Annotated in this window: 23 protein-coding genes and 1 pseudogene; 5 read left to right on the top strand and 19 right to left on the bottom strand. The window is 33.6% G+C overall.

All coding sequences use genetic code 11. The features are described from left to right. Positions 1-300: 300 nt before the first annotated feature. Together BHF71_RS06670 and BHF71_RS06665 are read right to left on the bottom strand one after the other, a co-directional pair. Entirely contained in the window at positions 301-1,149 is an 849-nt protein-coding gene (locus tag BHF71_RS06670) for a DegV family protein (RefSeq protein ID WP_069656893.1), read from the bottom strand. A 110-nt stretch (positions 1,150-1,259) separates the two neighbouring features. After that, positions 1,260-2,207 carry an L-lactate dehydrogenase gene (locus tag BHF71_RS06665; protein WP_069656892.1) on the bottom strand — a complete coding sequence of 316 codons (948 nt, stop codon included), beginning with the start codon at positions 2,205-2,207 and terminating at the stop codon, positions 1,260-1,262. A 173-nt stretch (positions 2,208-2,380) separates the two neighbouring features. Here BHF71_RS06665 and BHF71_RS06660 point away from each other — a divergent pair, with 173 nt between their 5' ends. Beyond that, positions 2,381-2,569, top strand: a complete 189-nt coding sequence (locus tag BHF71_RS06660) for a hypothetical protein (protein WP_069656891.1) — start codon at positions 2,381-2,383, stop codon at positions 2,567-2,569. Positions 2,570-2,582: 13 nt separating this feature from the next. After that, on the top strand, positions 2,583-2,828 hold the full coding sequence (locus tag BHF71_RS06655; protein ID WP_069656890.1) for a spore coat protein: 246 nt from the start codon (positions 2,583-2,585) through the stop codon (positions 2,826-2,828). Between the two features lie 52 nt (positions 2,829-2,880). Here BHF71_RS06655 and speE read toward each other — a convergent pair whose 3' ends face one another. After that, complete coding sequence (speE, locus tag BHF71_RS06650; RefSeq protein ID WP_069656889.1) at positions 2,881-3,741, bottom strand: polyamine aminopropyltransferase; 861 nt, start codon at positions 3,739-3,741, stop codon at positions 2,881-2,883. 158 nt (positions 3,742-3,899) lie between these two features. On the opposite strand from speE, the gene BHF71_RS11855 reads away from it, so the two are divergent. Then, the gene (locus tag BHF71_RS11855) at positions 3,900-4,040 is read left to right on the top strand and encodes a YfhD family protein (RefSeq protein ID WP_141705347.1); all 141 of its coding nucleotides are present in this window, start codon (positions 3,900-3,902) and stop codon (positions 4,038-4,040) included. Positions 4,041-4,074: 34 nt separating this feature from the next. On the opposite strand, the gene BHF71_RS06645 is transcribed toward BHF71_RS11855, so the two are convergent. The 14 genes and pseudogenes from BHF71_RS06645 to pruA all read right to left on the bottom strand — a co-directional run bounded on the left by BHF71_RS06645 (position 4,075) and on the right by pruA (position 18,321). Continuing rightward, the gene (locus tag BHF71_RS06645) at positions 4,075-4,866 is read right to left on the bottom strand and encodes an inositol monophosphatase family protein (protein ID WP_069656888.1); all 792 of its coding nucleotides are present in this window, start codon (positions 4,864-4,866) and stop codon (positions 4,075-4,077) included. An 11-nt stretch (positions 4,867-4,877) separates the two neighbouring features. Next, positions 4,878-6,308, bottom strand: a complete 1,431-nt coding sequence (gene rlmD, locus BHF71_RS06640) for a 23S rRNA (uracil(1939)-C(5))-methyltransferase RlmD (protein ID WP_245683836.1) — start codon at positions 6,306-6,308, stop codon at positions 4,878-4,880. Positions 6,309-6,375: 67 nt separating this feature from the next. After that, a pseudogene (locus BHF71_RS12585) lies at positions 6,376-6,483 on the bottom strand (YjbQ family protein); the annotation flags it as partial. A 24-nt stretch (positions 6,484-6,507) separates the two neighbouring features. Further along, positions 6,508-7,881, bottom strand: coding sequence for a 23S rRNA (uracil(1939)-C(5))-methyltransferase RlmD (gene rlmD, locus BHF71_RS06630; RefSeq protein ID WP_069656887.1), 1,374 nt, complete (start codon positions 7,879-7,881; stop codon positions 6,508-6,510). 140 nt (positions 7,882-8,021) lie between these two features. Continuing rightward, positions 8,022-8,921, bottom strand: a complete 900-nt coding sequence (locus tag BHF71_RS06625; RefSeq protein WP_069656886.1) for a diacylglycerol kinase — start codon at positions 8,919-8,921, stop codon at positions 8,022-8,024. A gap of 9 nt (positions 8,922-8,930) precedes the next feature. Further along, the gene (locus tag BHF71_RS06620; RefSeq protein WP_069656885.1) at positions 8,931-9,668 is read right to left on the bottom strand and encodes a sirohydrochlorin chelatase; all 738 of its coding nucleotides are present in this window, start codon (positions 9,666-9,668) and stop codon (positions 8,931-8,933) included. Between the two features lie 144 nt (positions 9,669-9,812). Continuing rightward, positions 9,813-11,237, bottom strand: a complete 1,425-nt coding sequence (gene gatB / locus BHF71_RS06615) for an Asp-tRNA(Asn)/Glu-tRNA(Gln) amidotransferase subunit GatB (RefSeq protein ID WP_069656884.1) — start codon at positions 11,235-11,237, stop codon at positions 9,813-9,815. A gap of 4 nt (positions 11,238-11,241) precedes the next feature. Continuing rightward, positions 11,242-12,708 carry an Asp-tRNA(Asn)/Glu-tRNA(Gln) amidotransferase subunit GatA gene (gene gatA / locus BHF71_RS06610; protein WP_069656883.1) on the bottom strand — a complete coding sequence of 489 codons (1,467 nt, stop codon included), beginning with the start codon at positions 12,706-12,708 and terminating at the stop codon, positions 11,242-11,244. Between the two features lie 16 nt (positions 12,709-12,724). Next, positions 12,725-13,015 carry an Asp-tRNA(Asn)/Glu-tRNA(Gln) amidotransferase subunit GatC gene (gene gatC / locus BHF71_RS06605; RefSeq protein ID WP_069656882.1) on the bottom strand — a complete coding sequence of 97 codons (291 nt, stop codon included), beginning with the start codon at positions 13,013-13,015 and terminating at the stop codon, positions 12,725-12,727. Positions 13,016-13,089: 74 nt separating this feature from the next. Further along, complete coding sequence (locus BHF71_RS06600; RefSeq protein ID WP_069656881.1) at positions 13,090-14,421, bottom strand: TrkH family potassium uptake protein; 1,332 nt, start codon at positions 14,419-14,421, stop codon at positions 13,090-13,092. A 51-nt stretch (positions 14,422-14,472) separates the two neighbouring features. Further along, positions 14,473-15,417: an MraY family glycosyltransferase gene (locus BHF71_RS06595; protein ID WP_069656880.1), complete on the bottom strand. Its 945-nt coding sequence runs from the start codon at positions 15,415-15,417 to the stop codon at positions 14,473-14,475. Positions 15,418-15,470: 53 nt separating this feature from the next. Beyond that, positions 15,471-15,935, bottom strand: coding sequence for an S-ribosylhomocysteine lyase (locus tag BHF71_RS06590; RefSeq protein WP_069656879.1), 465 nt, complete (start codon positions 15,933-15,935; stop codon positions 15,471-15,473). A 1-nt stretch (position 15,936) separates the two neighbouring features. Next, positions 15,937-16,629, bottom strand: coding sequence for a 5'-methylthioadenosine/S-adenosylhomocysteine nucleosidase (mtnN, locus tag BHF71_RS06585; protein WP_069656878.1), 693 nt, complete (start codon positions 16,627-16,629; stop codon positions 15,937-15,939). Positions 16,630-16,773: 144 nt separating this feature from the next. After that, positions 16,774-18,321 carry an L-glutamate gamma-semialdehyde dehydrogenase gene (pruA, locus tag BHF71_RS06580; RefSeq protein ID WP_069656877.1) on the bottom strand — a complete coding sequence of 516 codons (1,548 nt, stop codon included), beginning with the start codon at positions 18,319-18,321 and terminating at the stop codon, positions 16,774-16,776. Between the two features lie 248 nt (positions 18,322-18,569). On the opposite strand from pruA, the gene BHF71_RS06575 reads away from it, so the two are divergent. Continuing rightward, the gene (locus BHF71_RS06575; protein ID WP_069656876.1) at positions 18,570-19,499 is read left to right on the top strand and encodes a proline dehydrogenase family protein; all 930 of its coding nucleotides are present in this window, start codon (positions 18,570-18,572) and stop codon (positions 19,497-19,499) included. A 67-nt stretch (positions 19,500-19,566) separates the two neighbouring features. Here the strand turns inward: BHF71_RS06575 and BHF71_RS06570 are convergent, their stop codons facing one another. Beyond that, positions 19,567-20,637 (bottom strand): CamS family sex pheromone protein, encoded by a 1,071-nt coding sequence (locus tag BHF71_RS06570; protein WP_069656875.1) that lies wholly within the window; start codon positions 20,635-20,637, stop codon positions 19,567-19,569. Between the two features lie 183 nt (positions 20,638-20,820). Here BHF71_RS06570 and ytvI point away from each other — a divergent pair, with 183 nt between their 5' ends. Then, entirely contained in the window at positions 20,821-21,885 is a 1,065-nt protein-coding gene (gene ytvI, locus BHF71_RS06565) for a sporulation integral membrane protein YtvI (RefSeq protein WP_069656874.1), read from the top strand. A gap of 76 nt (positions 21,886-21,961) precedes the next feature. Here the strand turns inward: ytvI and BHF71_RS12330 are convergent. Next, a partial coding sequence (locus tag BHF71_RS12330) for a transposase (protein ID WP_084024083.1) occupies positions 21,962-22,189 on the bottom strand: 228 nt, incomplete at its 5' end.

Here is a 22,189-nt window from a genome sequence, read left to right as displayed (position 1 = left end):
TCGCTGGTTACGAATTTTACTTTGGAAGCCATACGATAATTGGATAAAGTTAATGGTTAAAGCACCAGGATAAAAATAGTTATTGTAAGTTGTTTTGTTTTTTTGTGAATAATTAAATCAAATAGTAATAATTGCCAAATGGACAGTGATCACCTTTAGTTGGTTACTGGTTCTTTGGTCGAAGTTTAGGAAAATATTGTTCAGAATATTGTGTGAACTAACCACTATAACTTTTATGCAACGCTATTGGTGAATTTATACAAACAAAAATTATAAAAAAGATCGTACATATTGTACGACCTAAAATGATATAAGTATTCCTCCCTCACCTGCATAAGTGCCTACAGTCGGGCCTATTTCTGTAATAATAATCTTAGCAGTTTTATATCTTTCCTCAATCATCTTTTTCAATTTAATTGCTTTTTCTTCACATTCTGAATGGGCAATCGCTAAAAATTTCTCTTCAAGATTTTCTCCGTACATTCCTATAAAATCTAATAATCTGCTAACTGCCTTATTCGAACCCCGAACTTTGTCGATTATATCAATTGAACCTTGGAAACTGTTCTTCATTAAGACCTTGATTGATAATATTGTTGCAACCTTACCCCTAACCTTATCCAATCTTCCTCCTTTGATAGTATTTTCTAGTGAGTCTAGTAAGATTAGAGTATGGGTTTTATCAATGACATCCCGAATTTTTTTAACAATTTCTGCAAAGGCTAACCCATTATCTCTTAATTTAGCAGCCTGTATCATAATTAATCCTAACCCAACAGAAGCATTTTTTGAATCAAGTGCAACAACTTTAGCATTTGAGTATTTTTCCTTATACATTTCTATTGCCATTTTTGCACTTTGAAGGGTACTACTTAATTGGGAAGATAATGTTATTATAATTCCTTCATCTTGAGGACCTAGCTCCTGCTCAAGTATTTCTAGATAATCATGTGGAGATGGTGCCGCTGTTTTAGGCAATTCTTCATGTTCCCTCATTTTCTGATAAAATTCAGAAACTTCAAGATTAACTCGATCTAAATAACTTTCGTTATCAAAGGTAATCCTTAAAGGAACAACGATTATTTTATTACTCTTGATCACCTCCATCGGTAAATCACAACTAGAATCGGTAAATAATTTTACTGCCATTGACATTTCTCCTCTTAAAAAAATCTTTTCTCTTTATGCCTAGTATATAATGTATTTATTCATATATGCAATCTTTTAAATTTACAACTTTTTTACATTATCGATTCAAATTAGTTAATTGGTTTTAATTCAATTTGATTGATAAACTCACGTAATTTTTTACCGGAATTTATTAATTTTTGTTCTTCTTCATTTGATAATGGAATATCAAGTATCATTTCAATTCCATTTCTTCCAACAACACTTGGAATACCTAAACAAACATCATTGATGCCTTTGTAGTCATCTAGATAAACTGAAACTGGGATGATTGACTTTTGATCACCCAGAATTGTCTCACAAATTTTAGCTAGAGATAATGCGATGGCGTAATAGGTTGCTCCCTTTTTTTCTATTATTTGATAAGCTGCATTTTTAGTGTTTTCATATATATCTTCCATATCTTCATCAGATAAATAAAACCTAGATTCTTCTACAATTTGGTCTTGATTAATTCCGGAAATATTAAGTAAACTCCAAATAGGAAGTTCCGTATCACCATGTTCCCCGATAATTAAGCCATGAATGTTTCTTGGATCTACTTTTATCTTTTCAGAAATTAAATAGCGAAATCTACTACTATCTAACAGTGTGCCAGAACCTATAATTTGTTCTCTTGGTAAGTTGGTCAATTTAATCGTTATATAAGTAAGAATGTCGACGGGGTTTGTTGCGATTAGAAAAATAGCTCTTTTATTGTATTTGAGTACCTCGGATAATATTTGGCGATAAATAGAGACATTGCGTTGCATTAGATCCAGTCTTGTTTCACCTGGTTTTTGTGCAGCACCAGCCGTAATAACAATAATATCTGCCTCTTCACAATCTGGATAATCCCCTGCATAGATTTTCATTGGCTGTGCTAACAATAATCCATGATTTAAATCTAAAGCATCCCCCTCGGCCTTATCTTTATTTATATCGATTATTACTAACTCATTAGCAAGCCCCTTAACCAAAACAGTATAAGCAAAAGTTGATCCTACTGCGCCACTACCAATTACCACGATTTTTTTCATAATTTTCCTCCCTTAGTCAACGATCTCTATATTATAGTGTTCTTAATTTACCCCAATAATATTCATAAATGGTTGACTACAAGTACATAAGACGAATAAAACAGCTATTAGATTGGCACATTATATTATGTAAGATCTCAACATTGGCTCAGCATAAAGAAAGGAGTACGAAAATGCAAAATCAATTAACACAATTAGAACTACAACACCTAAGAGAGTTAATAAGTGGGCATGATTTAGCGAATAAAAAGTTAACTGAATATGCTAATCAATGTACTGATCAACAATTAAAACAAATGCTCCAACAATCAGCACAATCTGCATTAAATACTAAACAACAGTTACTTTCATTTTTACAATAGGGGGGATTTATTGATGCAGGAGAAGGAAATAGTTAATGATGTTTTAAGTATGTTAAAAAGTGGCCTTGGTAATTACGCCAGAATGATAGGAGAAACATCTAATCAGCAACTTCGTCAAACTTTGCAACAAATTCGCAACTCTGATGAACAATTTCAATATCAACTTGCTAATATAGCAATTCAAAAGGGATATTATCAACCAGCACAACCTGCTTCACCTACAGATTTACAACAAGTTAAATCTCAAGTAGGCCAATAGAATATAAGTGCAAACTAAAGGGAGCTTAAGTGCTCCCCTTTTTACTGTCTTCTTATTTAAGGTTGTTTTTCATGAATTCCGGAAGAACAAAACAACTTTCTACAATTCCCTGATTCACATATTTTGTGCTTTTATCTTGCCATTTTTCTCCTAGATTTTTAGGTTCATATTTTTTAGAACCAAGTGTAAAACTCCATAATCCTCCAGGATAAGTAGGCACAACAGCTGTATAGATACTTGTTATTGGAAATAGATTATTGATTCTCTGATAAGTTTGTTTAGTTACATCCATATGGAATGCAGGAGATTGACTTTGACATACCATAACTCCATCAGGCTTTAAAGCTTTATGAAGATTTTGGTAAAATTCTTCTGAAAAAAGTTGTTCCGCTGGTCCCACAGGATCAGATGAATCGATGATAATAACATCATATTTATTTTCAAGTTCTTGAACAAACTTAACTCCATCCGTATATATAAAGTTTACACGTTCGTCGGATAAGTTGCCAGAAACCTCTGGTAGATATTTTAGTGATACATCCACAACAAATTTGTCTATCTCTACCATATCGATATGTTCAACTTGATCATATTTTGTTACTTCTTTTGCTACACCACAATCCCCACCACCAATGATAAGGACTGTTTTAGGATTTGGGTGAAGTGTCATTGGAATGTGGGAAATCATTTCATTATAGATATATCCATCAACGGATGTTGTTTGAACGACCCCATCTAAAACAAGGGTGCGACCAAAATCATATGTATCAAGAATCATTACATGTTGAAATGGAGATTGTTCAGCAAATATTATATCCTTTACCCGATAGCTAAGCTTCATATTATCCCTTTCATCTTCAGTTAGCCATAATTCCCCATCAACTTCTTGGATGTAGCTAGGAAACTTTGACATCTATTATCACACTCCTTAACTTGATAATTTTTAAATTTGGAATCATAAGCAATGTAATATTATTTTAACAAACATTTTTTATCATATCATGAATAGCATTAATTTTCTTCTGGAAGAATATAAAGCGTATATTAATGTTTATCAATGGAGGAATTAACATGGTGAAAAAATCTAAAGATAATAAGCCTATTACCGTCAATGAAGATGTAGAATTTTCTCTTGACAGGGCTGATGGTGACGATCTTAATGCCTTAGAAAGAGCAAGAAAAGCTGATGAAAGGGCAAAAGGAAGTGAGTGATTAGGGAGGATATTCTAACATCCTCTCTTTATTTTTAAATTTTCTTGCTATCGACAACTTTAAGTTCATCATATATTTTTTTCACAATAACTTCATTTCCTGCCACAAGTGAAATACCTCTTTTTTCCGGCAGATAAATCACTTTACCACCAGCTTCTTCTAAAATTAACAATCCTGCTGCAACATCCCATGGGCTTAAATTTAACTCCCAATAACCATCTAAAATTCCTGCGGCAACATTGGCTAAATCATATGCTGCTGCCCCCATCCTTCTTAGTCCTCTAACTTTTGGTACCAAATGAGCAAAATAGTTTGCATTATTATCTTGATTGCTAGACCTATCATAAGGAAAACCAGATGCTAATACACACTGATTAAGTTCCTTTTTAATACCAACTTTGATTTCTTCTCCATTCATATAGGCCTTTTGACCTTTGATCGCTTCAAACATTTGGTCCAACATCGGAGCATAAATAACCCCTATAACAGTTTCATCTTGATATTTAAGGGCGATTGATATCACGAATATTGGAATCCCTTGGGCATAATTAGTCGTACCATCTAATGGGTCGATTATCCATAAATAATCTGATTTTTTATCTTGTCTACCTGATTCTTCTGAAAGGATTTGATGGTCAGGATAATTTTCTTTAATTGCTTTTAAAATATATTCTTCAGATAGCTTATCCACTTCAGTAACCAAATCAATACCTGTAGATTTTGTATTAATCAATAAGTTGTTTTTTCTGAAGTTCTGCCTTTGGATTTTACCTACTTCTCTTGCCCATTTTTTAGCATTTTTTAGTACTGAGTTTAAATCTAACATTTTCTTTCCTCCTAAGTGTTATTCACACATTTCAAAGTTAATAAGGCCACCGATTCTACATGACTTGTCTGTGGGAACATATCTACAGGTTGCACATACTCAATATTGTATCCCTTTTCTATTAAATGCTTGCAGTCCTTCGCTAAAGTTGCAGGATTACAAGAGACGTAAATTATCTTCTTAGGTTTAGCATCATTAATCGCAGTCAATAATTTTTCGCCAAGCCCAGTCCTCGGTGGGTCGACTACTATAACATCTGCTCGATAACCTTTTTTAACCCACTTTGGTAATACCCTTTCAACATTTCCAACAGAAAAATGGACATTGGTTATATTGTTTAATTCCGCATTGTATTTTGCGTCTTTTATCGCATCTGCTACCACCTCAACCCCCCTAACTTCAGAAGCCTCTTTAGCTAGCCATAAACTAAGAGTACCTGCACCGCAATAGGCATCTAAAACCGATTCTTCACCTGTTAGCTGTGCCGCTTTTGATACTTCATTGTATAACACTTCCATTTGAGTAGGGTTCAATTGAAAAAATGATCTTGGGGATAAGGAATATTTAATTTCTCCTATTGTTTCAACCAATCTTTCCTTGCCCCATAAAATTTTAGTTTTATCTCCCATAACCAATGGTGTAATTGCGGGATTTATGTTTTGAGCAATACTTACTACCTTGGGAAATTGCATAGCTATCCGTTTTACTAACTCTTTAGACTCTTTCAATTCATTAGTAAATGTGACTAGTACCACTTGCATTTCTCTTGTAGCAAAGCTAATTCTAGCCACGATATTTCTTAATTGTCCTTTTTTCTTCTTTGGATCATAGATAGGTATTTTTAATTCTTCAACTATTTCCTTAATACCTTGAATTGCCTTATCCAATTCTGGGTGATGAACCATACATTGTTTCATCTCTATAATTCTATTTGAACCAGCACGATATAAACCAACTATCACTTTATTATTTTTTTCAGCTAAAGGAATTTGAGCTTTGTTCCTATATTGCCAAGGGTTGTCCATCCCTAAAACAGATTTTATCTCAGGGATTTCATGTTTCTTCCCAAGATACTTCTCAAATGACTCCTTAACGATTTCCCTCTTAGCATCAAGCTGCGCTTGATACTGATAGTGTTGAAGGGTACAACCACCGCACTTGCTATAAATTGAACATTTCCCTTTAATTCGTTCGTTAGATCTATTGATAAATTTAACTACTTTTGCTTTAGCATATTTATCTTTAATTTCTGTGGCTTCAACTATTACTTTTTCTCCAGGTAACGCACCATCTACAAATACAACTTGCCCTTTTAAGTATCCGACTCCTTCGCCATTTATCCCTAATCTTATAATTTCTAAGGTCACTCTATCTTTTACTCTTTTCATCGATCTAGTTATTTGATTATTTCTTTTTTCTGATTTAGACTTCTTATCACTCATCTTCTTTCCCTTCCATTTACGCCAATTTGATAATTAAAAATCGTCTCCCTATCACATCTTGCCCAATTTACTCACCAATAATCTTCACTAAAACCCTCTTGCTCCTCTTACCATCAAACTCACCATAAAATATTTGTTCCCAAGGTCCAAAATCCAATTTTCCTTCCGTTATAGCTACAACAACTTCGCAAAAATGCTGCTATTTCAAGGTTAATAAGGCCACGGATTCCACGTGTGTTGTCTGTGGAAACATATCTACTGGCTGAATCTCTATTGTTTTAAATCCACCATCTTCTAGAATTCTAAGATCCCTAGCTAAGGTGCTTGGATTACAAGATACATATACGACTCTCTTTGGTTTTAACTCGATGATAGTCTGTAATAATGATTGGTCACACCCTTTTCTGGGAGGGTCCACTACCACTACATCAACATTTAGTCCCTGTTGTTGCCATTTAGGAATTACTGTTTCTGCAGCTCCTACCTCAAAAGTTACATTTTTAATTCCATTTAATTCAGCATTTTTCTTAGCATCCTTAATCGCTTCAGGTACGATCTCCACTCCATACACCTGTTTAGCTTTTTTGGCTAAGAATAAAGAAATCGTTCCAATTCCACAATAAGCATCTATTACATTTTCATTTCCTGTTAACATCGCGTATTCTAATGCTTTGTCATATAATTGCTTGGTTTGTTCAGGATTAACTTGATAAAATGAGCGGGGCGAAATAGCAAATTTAATATCTCCTATGGTATCGTATATTACATCACGTCCCCAAAGGGTTATCGATTTTAACCCCATAATAACATTGGTCCGTTGATCATTAACGTTTTGAATCAAGCTAGTTAAATCCGGAAGTTCTTCAACGATTCTTTTAATCAGTTCCTCTTTATTTGGAAAATCCTTCCCATTTGTAACCAATATTAACATTCGTTCACCAGTATTGACACCTACCCTAGTAACAATATGACGAAGTATCCCTTGATGATTTTTTTCATCATAAGGAGCAATTCCAATTTCCTCGGCAATACGTCGCACTGTCTGTATCATATAATTATTTTCTTCTTGCTGGATAAGACATTCTTTCATATCGATTACATCATGTGTTCTCTTTGCATAAAAACCTGCAATTAATCCTCCTTCTCTTTTGGCAACAGGTACTTGAGACTTATTTCGATAATTCCACGGGTCTCTCATTCCAAGTGTTTGATGAATCACTACATCTTCAATTTTCCCGATTCTTTTAATATTATCTTCTACCAACAACCTTTTCTGTTTTAACTGTTCTTGATATGTTATATGTTGAAGTTGACACCCTCCACACTGTTTGTATATTGAACATTTGGGTTCGATACGATCTTGGCTAGTATCAATAAGCTCAATTAACCGTCCATAACCATAATTCTTTTTTACTTTTATTACTTTAACTTTCGCTTTTTCCCCAGGAAGTACACCAGGAACAAATAAAGTATAGCCCTGATATTTACCTACACCTTCTCCATCATGTCCGAAACCTGTAAACTCCATCTCAATATATTGGTTTTTTTGTACCGGTATTTGCACTTTTTCCATAATTTCTTTTCCTTCCTTTTTTGTTTATACCAGCTAAAATATTGTTATCTATTAATAGCATCGCCATAGTGCGAAGATGATATTTCGAGTATTATAAAATAGGCTGATAATTTTCAGCCTATCAAGATGTATGTAGCTCGTTATTTAATGTTTGGTGGTACCAAAACCTCAATATGATGTTTTAGTACTTCAAATTGTCCAGGTAAGCTCCCTCCCAATTCACCATCTAAATTAACTAACACCTTATCTGAATTATTAGGATATACTTTTAGCTTATTTGTTTGAAAATAGATGACATTTGGCTCATTTATATGTTCTCCCTTTAAAGCAAGTTTGGCGATACGAATAAAGTCAGGCAAGTTAGTTTTCTTCAGGATGATAACATCAAATAGTCCATCACTAAAATTTCCATTGGGCGCTAACTTTTTAAATCCTCCTACTGAATTACTATTTGCTATCAAAAATAACATCGCTTCTTCACTAAATATCTTTTCTTCTGTTTCAAGAGTAATATTTATCGGCTTCAAAAAAGGCAACTTCTCTATACCACGTAGATAATAAGCTAATTGACCTAGAACTGTCTTTAATTTACTTGGCACTTCATAGGTTAATTCAGTAAGCCGCCCACCACCAGCAATATTGATGAAATATTTATCATTATACCGGCCAATATCAATTACTTTACTGTGTTGTGTTCCAATAATCTTTGCAGCATTTTTAAAATCCCTAGGTATTCTTAATGCCCTAGCAAAGTCATTGGTTGTTCCAGCCGGGATAATCCCCATCTGAGGCCGATGTTCCATTCCAACTATCCCATTAATAACTTCATATAGTGTTCCATCTCCACCAGCAGCGATAACTATATCAAAACCTCTTTCCACCGCTTCTTTAGCCGCTATTGTGGCGTCACCATTTCCTTTTGTCTGATGACATGAAGTTTCTATCCCATAACTTTCAAGAATATCTAAAATGTCCGGTAAATTTCTCTTGATCTCTTCCCTTCCAGAAGTAGGATTATAAATAAGTCGAGCCCTTTTCATTCTATCACCTTACTCTTCTTCATTTATTTTTACTTCATTATTTAAAAAAGTAGCTTCAACTTGATCAATTATCCAAGATGTAATCCAATTACCAGATAAATAGCCCTTTCTACTATAAATAACATTATACCCCGCTATTAACTCAGGTATTTTTTTATCAATATAAATACCATTACTTAAAAATAGCGGAATTACAATCACTCTTAGTTTTTTATCAATTTTATTAAGCTGATCGATTATCGTATTCGGAAAAACAGTAGCGTGGCTAATTTGTAAATAATCAGTACGTTGACTAAGTTTATCTATTAAATTAGATAATATCCTATTCCATTTGTTATGTAAATTAGCTTGAATAGTTCCATGTCCGATTATTAATAGTGCTTCTTGACTTGGATTATTAGATAGTTCAGAAGCCTGTTTAATAATGTGCTCTACCACAAATTGATGATCGTCCATAGCAGAAGTAAAAACGAAATTTATTTTTTTCTTATACTTAGATAATATTGTTTTTATATCATCAATATGTGTACTAGCAGATGAAACAAATAAGGGAACCACAATCACTTTTTTTGCTTTTAGTTTAGTTAATTCTTCAATACCATCTTCAATCGTTCTTTTTTCTATATTGTTAATAAATGATGTAATTATTGGTAGATGGTAATCTAAACTAGCGATGGTTTTATCAATAGTATCCATCCAAGCTTTACTACTTGATCCATGAGAGATAATCCAGACTACTTCATTCATATTTCTACCTTCTTTATAATCAATTCGTCAATCCTATCTTAATTTAACGTTAAAGTTAAAGTCAATTTTAATTGTAAATGTTAAATAGTATATAAATAAGCTGCCATACCCATGACAGCTTATCTTTTAATCAAGTAAATCTAATTAAATCTTATCTCTAATCAGTTTATTTACTAATTGTGGGTTTGCTTTACCTTTTGTTTCCTTCATAACTTGTCCCACTAAAAATCCGATTGCTTTCTCTTTACCATTTCGAAAATCTTCTACTGATTGAGGATTATTTGATAGCACACTATCAACAATCTTGGCAATCTCACTTTCATCGGTAATTTGAACAAGACCTTTTTCCTTAACAATCGTTTGTGGGTCCATACCCGTTGCTAATATTTCTTTAAAGACAGTTTTAGCAATTTTGCCACTTATAGTTCCTTTTTCGAGTAATTGAATCATTTCTCCAAGATATTTTGGCGTAATTTTACTTTCTTGAATCTCTATATCTTCTGAGTTTAGATACCTTAGTAGGTCTCCCATAATCCAATTGGCAACTGTTTTAGCGTTATTAGTATATTTTAAGGTTTCTTCAAAGAAATCTCCTAAACTTTTTGATTCGATTAAAATATTGGCATCATAATCAGATAAACCATATTCTTTAATATACCTAGCTTTGCGAGCATCGGGTAGTTCCGGAAGTTCTTCTTTAATTCTATTAATCCATTCTTGGTCAATGATTATTACGACTAAATCAGGATCAGGGAAATAACGATAATCATGTGCTTCTTCCTTACTGCGCATTGATACCGTAATTCCTAGTTCTTCGTTCCAGCGTAAGGTTTCTTGGACAATCCGTTTTCCAGATTCTAAAAGTTCTGTCTGTCTTTTTACTTCGTATTCTAAAGCCTTTTGTACTCCTTTAAATGAATTCATGTTTTTTAGTTCTGTTTTTGTTCCAAATTCCTCTTGTCCTAAGGGACGTAAACTAATATTTGCATCACATCTTAACGAACCTTCTTCCATCTTTACATCCGATACTCCTGTATATTGGATAATTGCTTTAATTTTTTCAAGATAGGCCCTAGCTTCTTCAGGTGATCTAATATCTGCTTCAGATACGATTTCGATTAAAGGTACACCTACACGGTTAAAATCTACTAACGTTCCCGCTCCATTATCACTATGGGTCAGTTTACCTGCATCTTCTTCAAGATGAAGTCGATTAATGCGAATTTTTTTCTTTTTTCCATCCAATTCAATTTCTACCCAGCCATTTTTGCCTATTGGCTTATCATATTGTGATATTTGATATGCCTTGGGCAAATCTGGGTAAAAATAGTTTTTACGATCAAACTTAGTTTCCAGAGAAATCTCGCAATTTAATGCTAAAGCTGCTTTAATAGCAAATTCTACTGCCTGTTTGTTGACAACTGGTAATACCCCAGGATGTCCTAAACAAATTGGGCAAGTATGAGTATTTGGAGGGGCACCAAACTCAGTCGAACAACCACAAAATATCTTGGTATTAGTAGATAATTCAGCATGAACTTCTAACCCAATTACTGTTTCATATCTCATTTTCCTACCCCCTCACAAATTGAGCCTTCAATTTATTATGTTCCGTACTTTGTTCAAAGGCATATGCCGCACGTAAAATTGTAGCCTCTGCAAAATGCTTCCCAATCAGTTGTAATCCAACTGGAAGACCGTTAACAAGACCTGCTGGAATGCTTATTGCAGGTAAGCCAGCTAAATTAACTGGTATTGTTAAAATATCATTAAGGTACATAGTCAATGGATCGTTAATATTCTCATCTATTTTAAAGGCAGTCGTCGGTACTGTCGGACCTAGAATAAGATCAAATTTGTCGAACACCTTTTCAAAGTCTTGCTTAATCAACGTTCTAACCTTTTGTGCTTTTAAATAATAATCATCATAATATCCAGAACTTAAAGCGTAGGTTCCTAACATTATGCGACGTTTTACTTCTGAACCCAACCCTTCACTTCGGGTTTTCTTATACATATCAATGAGGTTTTCTGCTGAATCAGCACGAATACCATAGCGGACCCCATCATATCTAGCTAAGTTAGAAGAGGCCTCTGAAGGTGCAATGATGTAATAAGTGGCAACAGCATACTCAGTATGTGGTAAAGATACCTCTTCGATGATAGCTCCTAATCCTGATAAAACCTCAATGGCGTCCTGAATTTTTTCCTTAACACCATGATCAATTCCTTCCCCCATATATTCCTTAGGCACTCCAATTCTTAAGCCTTTTATTTCTCGAGTTAAACCGGAAATATAATCTGGGATTGGAACATTTGCCGAAGTGGAATCATATTCATCATGACCAGCAATTGTTTGAAGTACATATGCCGCATCTTCCACATTTTTAGTAATTGGTCCTATTTGGTCTAACGAGGAGGCAAAGGCTACTAAACCAAACCTAGAAACTAATCCATAGGTAGGTTTTAAACCAACTACACCCGTATAAGCTGCAGGTTGCCTAATCGAGCCTCCAGTATCAGATCCAAGAGCATAATATACTTCTCCAGCAGCTACTGCAGCCGCAGAACCTCCACTAGAACCTCCAGGGACATAATTCAAATTCCAAGGATTGAAAGTAGGATGATAAGCTGAATGTTCCGTAGATGATCCCATCGCAAATTCGTCCATATTGGTCTTTCCGATCATAATTGATTGTCCAGCAAGTATTCTTTTATAGACCGTAGCACTGTATATGGGGTTATAATTCTCTAATATTTTACTTCCGCAAGTCGTTCTAACACCTTCGGTTATGATATTATCTTTTATACCAACTGGTAGTCCTGCTAAAATCCCGATTTCCTCTGAATTTACTATATCATTATCAATTTTTTTTGCTCTACTAAGAGCCCTATCTGAATCTATTAGTAAAAAGGCTTGTACGTCCTTTTCAACTTCATCAATCCTTCTAAGAGATTCTTTTACTAGATCAGTCGCACTTATTTCTCTTTCTTTCAGACGTTTATGTATTTCTGTAATAGATAAATCGAACAGAGACAAAGTTTTTCCTCCTTCCTTATCCTTCCATCACCTTAGGAACTTTAAACTGTCCATCCTTCCAATCAGGTGCATTTTGCGAAACCATTTCTGTTGTTAATGAATCCCTTACCTTATCTTCTCTAAAAACATTGCTTATCTTTAGAACGTGACTGGTTGGCTCAACATTATCAGTATTTAATTCATCTAGTTTTTTCACAAATCCTAAAATCTTATTTAGTTGTTCCAAGTAGCTTTCAATCTCTTCATCAGCTAAGGTTAATCTACTTAGATTAGCAATATGTTTTACTTCATCTCTAGAGATACTCATTTCTCTTCCCCCCTATTAAGGATCAAAAATATATGTATTAAATCATACCACAGCCTATCTCACACATAAAGAAATTAACCAATCATTACTTTTTCTTCAGGATATCTAAAATAGTCTTTTTCTACCTTTCTTGCTAGAGCATAGCCAACTGTTAAAGGTCCTAATCTTCCAATAAACATCATGATTATTATGATTACCCGACCTACTTCAGACAATTGGGGTGTTACCCCCATACTAAGTCCAACAGTACCAAAAGCCGATACTGTTTCAAATAGTATTGCTATAAATGGTGTCCCTCTTTCTGTTATATCCAATAAAATCACTACGGAAATTATGATAATTATCGATAGCATGATAATAGCCATTGAACGAAGGACTGTTTCCATTGGTATTCTCCTTCTAAATATAATAACATCCCTCTTACCCCTAAGAACGGAAATCAGTGAAAACCAAATAATTGTTACAGTTGTAACCTTTACTCCACCACCAGTAGAACCAGATGAGGCTCCAATAAACATATAAATTATGATGATGATTAAGCTAACCTGATACATATCTCCAATATTAATCGTATTAAAACCTGCAGTTCTAGTTGTAACCGTTTGGAAGAAGGATGTAATAATTTTTGAAGAAAATGGTAATGGTCCAAGGGTTGCTGGATTCTTGTATTCCATTATTAAAAAGAAAAAAGTTCCAAAAACTATTAAAGCAAAATTTGTCGCTAAAGTAACTTTACTATTTAAAGTTAATTGTTTTAATTCGAATTTTTTACCAATAAGATCAATAATAACAAAAAATCCAATTCCACCTATTAAAATCAACGTAGTAATTACTATATTAACATATGGATCATTTACGTTATCCATCAAGCTATTGGAAAACAAGCTAAAACCCGCATTGTTAAAAGCAGAAACGGAGTGGAAAATCCCCTGAAATATCGCCTCATCCCATCCCATTCTCTTATACCACCTTAGAGCTAACAATATCGCTCCTACCGTTTCAAAACTTATAGTTATCCATAGTAAATGAAAGGCTAAACGAACAATTCCCTCTAGATTAATTTGTCCGGTATTTTCTTGCATCAATAACCTTTCCTTTAAGCCTATTTTTTTACCAAATAAAATAAAGAACCAGATTGTAAAGGTCATGAAACCGAGACCTCCAATCTGAATTAGAAGAATTAACAATATTTCCCCCCATCGATTGAACGTTGTACCCGGATCAATTACATTTAATCCTGTAACCGTAATTGCTGATGTTGCAGTAAACAACGCTTCCCCAAAAGTGATTTTACTGTTTTCCTCAAGAAAAATAGGTAATTGCAACAGCAATGTTGACACCATTATACTTACCAAAAATCCTATTACCATTACGCGAGATGGTGAATTGATGGTGTTTTTTGTCATTTTATTCCTCCAAGTTTATTACACTAATTATTTTTGGGTTCTTATGTAAAATTATTTAAACAAAAATAATGTTGCAACTAAAGAAAAAATAATGCTTATTATATAGATTAACCCTACAGCTTGTTTTTGGCTATAACCTTTTTTTAATAAACGGTGGTGAGCATGATTTTTATCAGCGATATATAGGGGCTTTTTGTTTTTCCACCTATTAAATAGAACCAATATTGTATCAAAAATTGGAACCCCAAAAACCAAAATCATCATTAATATTGATAAGATAGTCGCACTCTTTAATGCTCCTTCAATCGAAATAATTGCTAAAATAAGTCCTAAAAACGCTGATCCAGCATCACCCATAAATATTTTTGCAGGATGGAAGTTATATACTAAAAATCCTGAAGAACTCCCCATCAAAATAACTGATAGCATCGCGGTAACTTCCTGTCCCTTAACGAAGGATATAAGAAAGAGAGTCATCGAGGAAATGATTGAAATCCCACTTGCGAGCCCGTCAGCACCATCGAAGAAGTTAATCATATTTATCAAGGCAGTAACCCATAAAAGAGTTACAAACAAAGATATCCCTGGTGCAAAAAAGATCATACCTTCAGAAAATATAGAGGTAATGCCCATTATTCGGATACCAAAAGAAAATAAAACCAAACCGGCAATAAATTGAACTATTATTTTAGGTAACGCTGATAGATCTTCTCCCCTTGTTTTGTAATAATCATCCAAAAGACCAATACCTACAATTAGTACTCCACTTATTAAAATTGCAAATGTTAATCTAAAAGAATCTAACCATAAAAAAATAGCAAGTATATAACCGACAAATATTGCTATTCCACCAAGTAATGGCACCGGTTTATTGTGAACTTTTCTTCGACTAGGTACGTCAACAAAATTATATTTGAATGCAATTCTCCTGAACAGTGGTACCATAATTAATAAAAGTAAAAAGACAAAACTAAAAGGAAGGATATATCTTATCATGATTTTCCTCCATCTTGTTTTGCCTTTATTTTGACCTATATTTTTATAACTTATTATGCAAATACTTCTTTCCACTCATTTTTCTTTTCTAGCATCTTTTTTGCTGCTTCTTTAGCGCCTTCAAGATCGTGACTCTTGGCATTACCACATTGAACTTCATTATCTGCAGGAACTTTTTCGGCATTTATTACATCTTCTAACGTTTTCTCAAGTGCTGTAAAAATCGCATCTTCATCAGAATTATTTAAAACTATCAAATAAAATCCAGTTTGGCAACCCATAGGACTTAAATCAACAACCTTGTCTAAATGATTGCGGATATTTTCAGCTAATATATGTTCTAATGCATGCAAGGCTGGCATTTTTATATAATCTTTGTTTGGTTGACAAAAACGAATGTCATACTTATAGATAGTGTCTCCATATTCTCCTTTAATAATGCTAGCCAAACGAATATATGGTGCTTTAACTTTAGTATGATCTAAATTAAAACTTTCAACATTTAATTTTTTACCCATCTTAATCAATCTCCTTTAACATTGATAAAACTAATTTAGCAGAGTTTATAGAGGCAGTTTCTAAAAATTGATCATATGATATTTTAGCTTCACTTCCAGCAATATCCGATAATGATCGAATAATAACAAATGGAACTTTGAACTGTGAACAAACCTGAGCAATAGCCGTTGCTTCCATTTCTGCTGCAAAAACATTAGGAAAGAGCTTCTTAACTTCATTTACCCGATCAACATCACTCATAAAGGAGTCACTTGATGTGATAAGGCCAGTTACCACATTTAGATCTAATTTACCTGCGCTAGCTTCAGCGATTTCAACTAATTTAGAATCAGGTAAATAGTAAGCTGGCATTCCAGGAACTTGTCCATATTCATATCCAAAAACAGTAGCATCTACATCATGATAACGAAGTTCATTAGAGATAACAATATCGCCAACCTTTAAATCCTTATGAAAACCGCCTGCCGAACCCGTGTTAATCACATAATCAGGTTTATACAGTTGGATTAGGAGGGTCGTAGCCATCGCTGCATTTACCTTACCAATACCTGATTTTAATAACACTACTTCAACATCATCTATTGTTCCAGTATAAAACTCGGAACCTGCAATAATCCTCTCTTCACGATTAATAATTTTCTCTTTTAAAATTTGCACCTCTTCGTCCATGGCACCAATAATACCAATTTTCATCTACATCTTTCCTTTCTAAACATTAAACTATTCATTATTATATACTTAACAATCTAAGTTTTAAAGCAATCTAGCACATTGACAATTATCAGTAAAAAAGGGACGCCCTTTATTGGACATCCCCTTTGTTTTGATTAGTTGAAATTAAAGTGTTTCAGAAACAGATTTTAATTGCATGAATAACTGCAAGTAATCACGTCCACCAGCTTTTGAATCAGTACCAGACATATTAAATCCACCAAACGGATGGACTCCTACAATAGCTCCTGTGGACTTACGATTAAAGTATAGATTACCCACATGTAATTCTTGACGACATTTTTCAATCGCTTCACGACTCTTCGCATATAATGATCCTGTTAGTCCGTATTCAGTATCATTGAATATTCTGATCCCATCATCTAGGTCTTCAGCTTTAATCATTGCTAATACTGGGCCGAAAATTTCTTCCTGTGCGATCACTGCATTTGGATCAACATCAGCAATGATAGTAGGTTCGATAAAGTAACCTTCAGAATCATCACTTGATCCTCCAAGAACCAAGCGCCCTTCTTTCTTACCAATCTCGATATATCGGTTGATGCTTTCAAATGCATTTTTATCAATTACAGGACCGAAGTTATTCTTATGTTCATCTGTACTTCCCATTGAAATCGCTTTCGTTTTTTCAACTACTAACTCAAGCACCTTATCATAAACATCTTTATGAACGATTGCACGTGAACATGCTGAACATTTCTGACCTTGGAAACCATAAGCAGATGCAACAATTCCCGTTGCAGCAGCTTCTAAGTCTGCATCTTTATCTACTAAAATAGCGTCCTTTCCACCCATTTCAGCAACGACACGTTTGATCCACTTTTGTCCTGGGCTTAAGACGGAAGCCTTTTGATTGATACGTAATCCTACTTCTTTAGACCCAGTAAAGCTGATGAATCTAGTTAATGGATGTTCTACTAAGTAATCGCCAACTTCACCACCACTACCTGGTAAATAGTTGATAACTCCATCTGGCATACCCGCTTCTTCCATAACTTCCATAAATTTAGCAGCAATAACTGGAGTAGCACTTGCAGGTTTTAAAACAACTGTATTACCTGATACGACAGCAGCTGTAGTCATTCCTGTTAATATTGCTAACGGGAAGTTCCAAGGAGGAATTACTAATCCGACTCCTAGAGGAATCCAGTATAAATCATTTGTTTCACCGTCGAGTGATGTTAAAGGCTGTGAGCCACCTAATCTGATCATTTCACGGCCATAAAACTCCATAAAATCAATTGCTTCAGCAGTATCAGCATCTGCTTCAGGCCAACTCTTACCAGCCTCATAAACCATCATTGCAGAAAATTCATGCTTACGGCGTCGTAAGATAGCAGCAGCTTTAAAAAGTAGACGGGCACGCGCATCAGCAGGCCACTTTTTCCATTCTTCAAACTTCTTAGCTGCCTCTTGGATTGCCTTTTCAGCTAGTTCTTGATTTGCTTTGGATACAACACCAACAACTTCATCTTTGTTTGCAGGATTATAAGAAATTATCTTTTTCTCTGTAAAAATTCTTTCTCCATTGATTATTAGTGGATATTCTTTACCAAGTTCAGATTTTACTAATATTAAAGCCTCTTCAAAAGCCCGACGGTTTTCTTCTTTTGAAAAATCAGTAAGTGGTTCTGGTCTGTATTCTCTGATCACAATAGGACCCTCCCTTAAAACAATGTTTACAAATATTTAATAATTCATCCTTTTTTATTTTATCGTATTATTTAAAAAATTAAAATACTATCTTAATGTTTTTAGTCCAATTTTTCGAAAAATTAATGAAAATTTTCTTAATTTTTTGTATAATTATTAGTTTGCAAATAATCGTATTTATTTGTATTTTGGTATGATATAATGATGTTGGAATTGACAGATTTTTTGGAAAAGTGAGGTAGGTTGCTATGGCTTTTGACCAATTGTGGAGAAAAACCGTACTTACTGTTGCAGCTAATAAAGTTGTAACAAATTTTGTATCAAATTACGGTATGCGTTTAGGTGCTAAACGTTTTATTGCTGGAGAGAGTTTAGAACAAGCTGCTGAAGTGGTTAAAAAATTGAATAATGAAGGATTATTGGTAACGATAGATCACGTTGGTGAAAGCGTTACCACAAAAACAGAAGCTATTGAAGCAGCCGACGAAGCTATACGCATCTTTGACATCATAGATAAATATAAATTAAATGCGAATGTTTCTATAAAACTAACACAACTTGGCTTAAAAATTGATCCAGAATTATGTTATGACAACTTAGATAGAATTGTAGAAACAGCTAAAAAATATAATAATTTTGTACGAATTGATATCGAAGATTCTCCAGTAGTACAAATTACGATTGACCTTTTCAAACGTGTACTCAAAAAGTACGGTAAAGAACATGTAGGACTTGTTTTACAATCTTACCTATATCGTACTGAAAACGATGTAAGAGAATTAGGAAAATTGGGAGCTAGCTTACGAATTGTTAAAGGAGCATATAAGGAACCAGAATCGGTTGCCTTTCCCCTAAAAAAAGATGTCGATGAGAACTTTAACAAGATTGTTGCTATCCATTTAAAGAGTGGTAACTTCACTGCAATAGCTTCACATGATGAAAAAATTATTGAAGAAACAAAACGCTTCGTTAAAGAAAATAATATTAGTAATGATCTTTTTGAATTCCAAATGTTATATGGTGTTCGTAGCGGATTACAAAGACAACTAGTAAAAGAAGGATACAAAATGCGTGTTTATGTACCATATGGGAAAGAGTGGTATCCATATTTCTCACGCAGAATTGCAGAAAGACCGGCAAATGGTTTACTAATCTTAAAAAGCCTATTCAAATCCTAAAAAATTTAAAAGACAGCTCTTTATGCTGTCTTTTTTATATTTACCAATTTACTAGCTATTCTACTAACTAATACCGATAAACATGCATAAAATCATCGCCATTAGCATTTTTTACATAGATTGCTTTAGGCTTATTAATCGAATTAATATATAAATTAATTTTAATATTTTCAGAAAAGTACTTTTCAATCAAAGCCACGGAAAATTGTGTAAATTGAATCGTTTCCACAGTCGAATCAATTTCTGCATATACTTTAATCGTCATTTCTACCATTTCATCATCAACAAATCTAGCTAACCCAGTTATCCCTGCGAATCCTGGGAAATATTGATCAATACTATCCTTAAAATGATTGAATGCCCTAGCTGTATCGCTATAAATTCCATCTAGATTAATAAATTTTGCCGGCAAAAATAGGAAAGATTCATTTAGTCTATTCCATACGATGTTTTCTCCCTGTTTAACATCTCCAGTTAAAATAAACGTTCCAGGTAGTTTCATGTCTTTAGTTTCAGCCTTCATTACCCCAACCAAAATGCGTGGTTCAACACCCTTTCTCCTAATTATCGAAACCAGATCATTTGCGACCCGTTTCGATTTTTCTATGAGCTCATCATCTGTATAAAATGCAAATTTTCTCATCCCATAAGCATCTCTAATATACTCCCCATTTTCGTCCTTTAAATAATACTTAGGTGATACGACCATACCAAGAACTATTCCAGCAAATTGATTATCTTCTGAAAAATAATTGTGTTCATTAACAGTGTATAAGAAACCAGAATATTCTGTAGAACCTAAGATTAGTTCAATATCGTCCATTGATAGTACTTGTCCTTCTTGAAAAATAAAATCATTAGGTTCAAATACTTTATTTGCAATCTCTAACAAACCTATTTCAAAATGATTGGCATCTAACCTACTAGGTATTTCATCTAGCATTCCATTTACTGGACTGTGTTTATATGGAAGTACTCCACGGTAATATTCTTCATTTACTTTAACCTGAGGGGAAACGATCGAATTAGAATCAGTTCTTTGATTGTCCTCTTCGTATGTCTTTGACCTTAAGCTACAACCACCTAAAATCAACGCCAGTGAAACAATTACTAAAACTAATTTTTTATTAACTCTCAAAATAGAAATCTCCTCCCTAAGAAGTCTATAATAAATTTTTATGGGAATAATTAACCATACTAAGTTTTTATGCAAACCAGAATCTTTTTTATATTAATATATTAGTGTAAAATAAAATAGCAATCATCAAGCATCGACATTCTTCCAAACACTAAATCATCTTGAAAATGAAAGGGTTGTAATATGAATAACTACGCTAAAAAAGTACTTGTAGCAACTTTAATAGTTTTAGGAACCATTGTTATTCCAATCGGACTTTATTATATATTACCTCACTTCTTACCTTTCTTACTTGCTTATCTAGTTTCTCTTATGTTAGAACCGATAAACCAATTATTAATAAACAAGGGAAAGTTGAAACGGATTATTGCAGTTAATATTACTTATTTCTTATTTTTAGGGGTATTTTTGCTACTAATCTATTTTACTATTACCAAAATAACCACTGAGATGTTCAATTTAATTGGTTTTTTTCAAGAAAACATTCCAAACATTCAATCATGGATACTAAACTTTTACCAGCAATTCCAAGATTTTATTCAATTGCTCCCAAAGGAGATTGCTGATCAAATTAACCAATCTATTAAAGGATTTATTCAAATTTTAACATCATTAGACTTAATTTCAAGTATTGGTTCCCACACATATAATTTAACAACTGCTATTCCTAACTACTTTATTATAACTATTTTAGTATTTATCTCACTATATTTATTCAGTTTAAATCTTCATAAAATTAATAGTCAATTCTATAAGTATTTTAAAGATAGCTCTAGAGAAAAGGTAAATATCGTTCTAAGCGAAGTTAAGCTAGCGACTGTAGGGTTTATTCAAGCACAATTCATTCTTAGCACCATAACCTATATCATTAGCTTAATCGGTTTAGCTATATTAGATATTAGATATTCATTAGCGATCGCTTTATTTATAGTAATCGTCGATATATTACCAATATTAGGTACTGGTTCTGTTTTGATGCCTTGGGCAATCTTTTCTTTGACTAGGGGTAAGATGTTCCTGGGGGTTGGACTAATAATTCTATTTTTTGTGATCACGATTTCTCGAAAGATTATTGAACCAAGAATTCTTGGTGAACGAATTGGTCTTGGACCTCTAACTACACTAATAAGTATTTGGGTTGGTTTTAAAGTTTTCGGTATATTAGGAGTGTTTTTTGCACCACTACTTATCATCTTGTTTAACGCATTAGTAAAGGCTGATGTTATTCGCTATAATATAAAAATCTAACATTTGGCCGTATTGATAATTAAGTTTATTTTGAAAAAACGTCCTCTATGAGGACGTTTCAGACTGAAGACTAACCTCATGCTAAATTACCTAGTATGAGGTTATTTTTGTCAAAAATGCTTAAAATCTTGGATGAAATAAAAAATTGAGAGCGATTCGGACGTCTCTTCCACGTCCAATTCGCTAGCTTTTTCAAATTCATGGCAGCAAAAACTAACATCGCCTGCATCGAGACTTTTTTCAAACCTCTTAACGTAGTCCAACGCAAACCATGTTTCTCTTTCATATCTGCAAATACTCTTTC

Source organism: Vulcanibacillus modesticaldus (assembly GCF_001730235.1).
GTDB classification, from domain to species: Bacteria; Bacillota; Bacilli; order Tepidibacillales; family Tepidibacillaceae; genus Vulcanibacillus; species Vulcanibacillus modesticaldus.
This window is presented reverse-complemented; position numbering and strand designations above follow the sequence as displayed.

Excerpts from the sequence above, each read along its gene's own strand:
- mtnN (WP_069656878.1), bottom strand. The coding sequence starts at position 16,629 with ATGAAAATTGGTATTATTGGTGCCATGGACGAAGAGGTGCAAATTTTA.
- BHF71_RS06670 (WP_069656893.1), bottom strand. The coding sequence starts at position 1,149 with ATGGCAGTAAAATTATTTACCGATTCTAGTTGTGATTTACCGATGGAG.
- BHF71_RS06590 (WP_069656879.1), bottom strand. The coding sequence starts at position 15,935 with ATGGGTAAAAAATTAAATGTTGAAAGTTTTAATTTAGATCATACTAAA.
- BHF71_RS06665 (WP_069656892.1), bottom strand. The coding sequence starts at position 2,207 with ATGAAAAAAATCGTGGTAATTGGTAGTGGCGCAGTAGGATCAACTTTT.
- BHF71_RS06660 (WP_069656891.1), top strand. The coding sequence starts at position 2,381 with ATGCAAAATCAATTAACACAATTAGAACTACAACACCTAAGAGAGTTA.
- BHF71_RS06620 (WP_069656885.1), bottom strand. The coding sequence starts at position 9,668 with ATGAATGAAGTAGTCTGGATTATCTCTCATGGATCAAGTAGTAAAGCT.
- rlmD (WP_245683836.1), bottom strand. The coding sequence starts at position 6,308 with ATGAGTGATAAGAAGTCTAAATCAGAAAAAAGAAATAATCAAATAACT.
- rlmD (WP_069656887.1), bottom strand. The coding sequence starts at position 7,881 with ATGGAAAAAGTGCAAATACCGGTACAAAAAAACCAATATATTGAGATG.
- BHF71_RS06625 (WP_069656886.1), bottom strand. The coding sequence starts at position 8,921 with ATGAAAAGGGCTCGACTTATTTATAATCCTACTTCTGGAAGGGAAGAG.
- BHF71_RS11855 (WP_141705347.1), top strand. The coding sequence starts at position 3,900 with ATGGTGAAAAAATCTAAAGATAATAAGCCTATTACCGTCAATGAAGAT.
- BHF71_RS06655 (WP_069656890.1), top strand. The coding sequence starts at position 2,583 with ATGCAGGAGAAGGAAATAGTTAATGATGTTTTAAGTATGTTAAAAAGT.
- BHF71_RS06645 (WP_069656888.1), bottom strand. The coding sequence starts at position 4,866 with ATGTTAGATTTAAACTCAGTACTAAAAAATGCTAAAAAATGGGCAAGA.
- BHF71_RS06575 (WP_069656876.1), top strand. The coding sequence starts at position 18,570 with ATGGCTTTTGACCAATTGTGGAGAAAAACCGTACTTACTGTTGCAGCT.
- BHF71_RS06600 (WP_069656881.1), bottom strand. The coding sequence starts at position 14,421 with ATGACAAAAAACACCATCAATTCACCATCTCGCGTAATGGTAATAGGA.
- speE (WP_069656889.1), bottom strand. The coding sequence starts at position 3,741 with ATGTCAAAGTTTCCTAGCTACATCCAAGAAGTTGATGGGGAATTATGG.
- gatB (WP_069656884.1), bottom strand. The coding sequence starts at position 11,237 with ATGAGATATGAAACAGTAATTGGGTTAGAAGTTCATGCTGAATTATCT.
- gatC (WP_069656882.1), bottom strand. The coding sequence starts at position 13,015 with ATGAGTATCTCTAGAGATGAAGTAAAACATATTGCTAATCTAAGTAGA.
- BHF71_RS06595 (WP_069656880.1), bottom strand. The coding sequence starts at position 15,417 with ATGATAAGATATATCCTTCCTTTTAGTTTTGTCTTTTTACTTTTATTA.
- ytvI (WP_069656874.1), top strand. The coding sequence starts at position 20,821 with ATGAATAACTACGCTAAAAAAGTACTTGTAGCAACTTTAATAGTTTTA.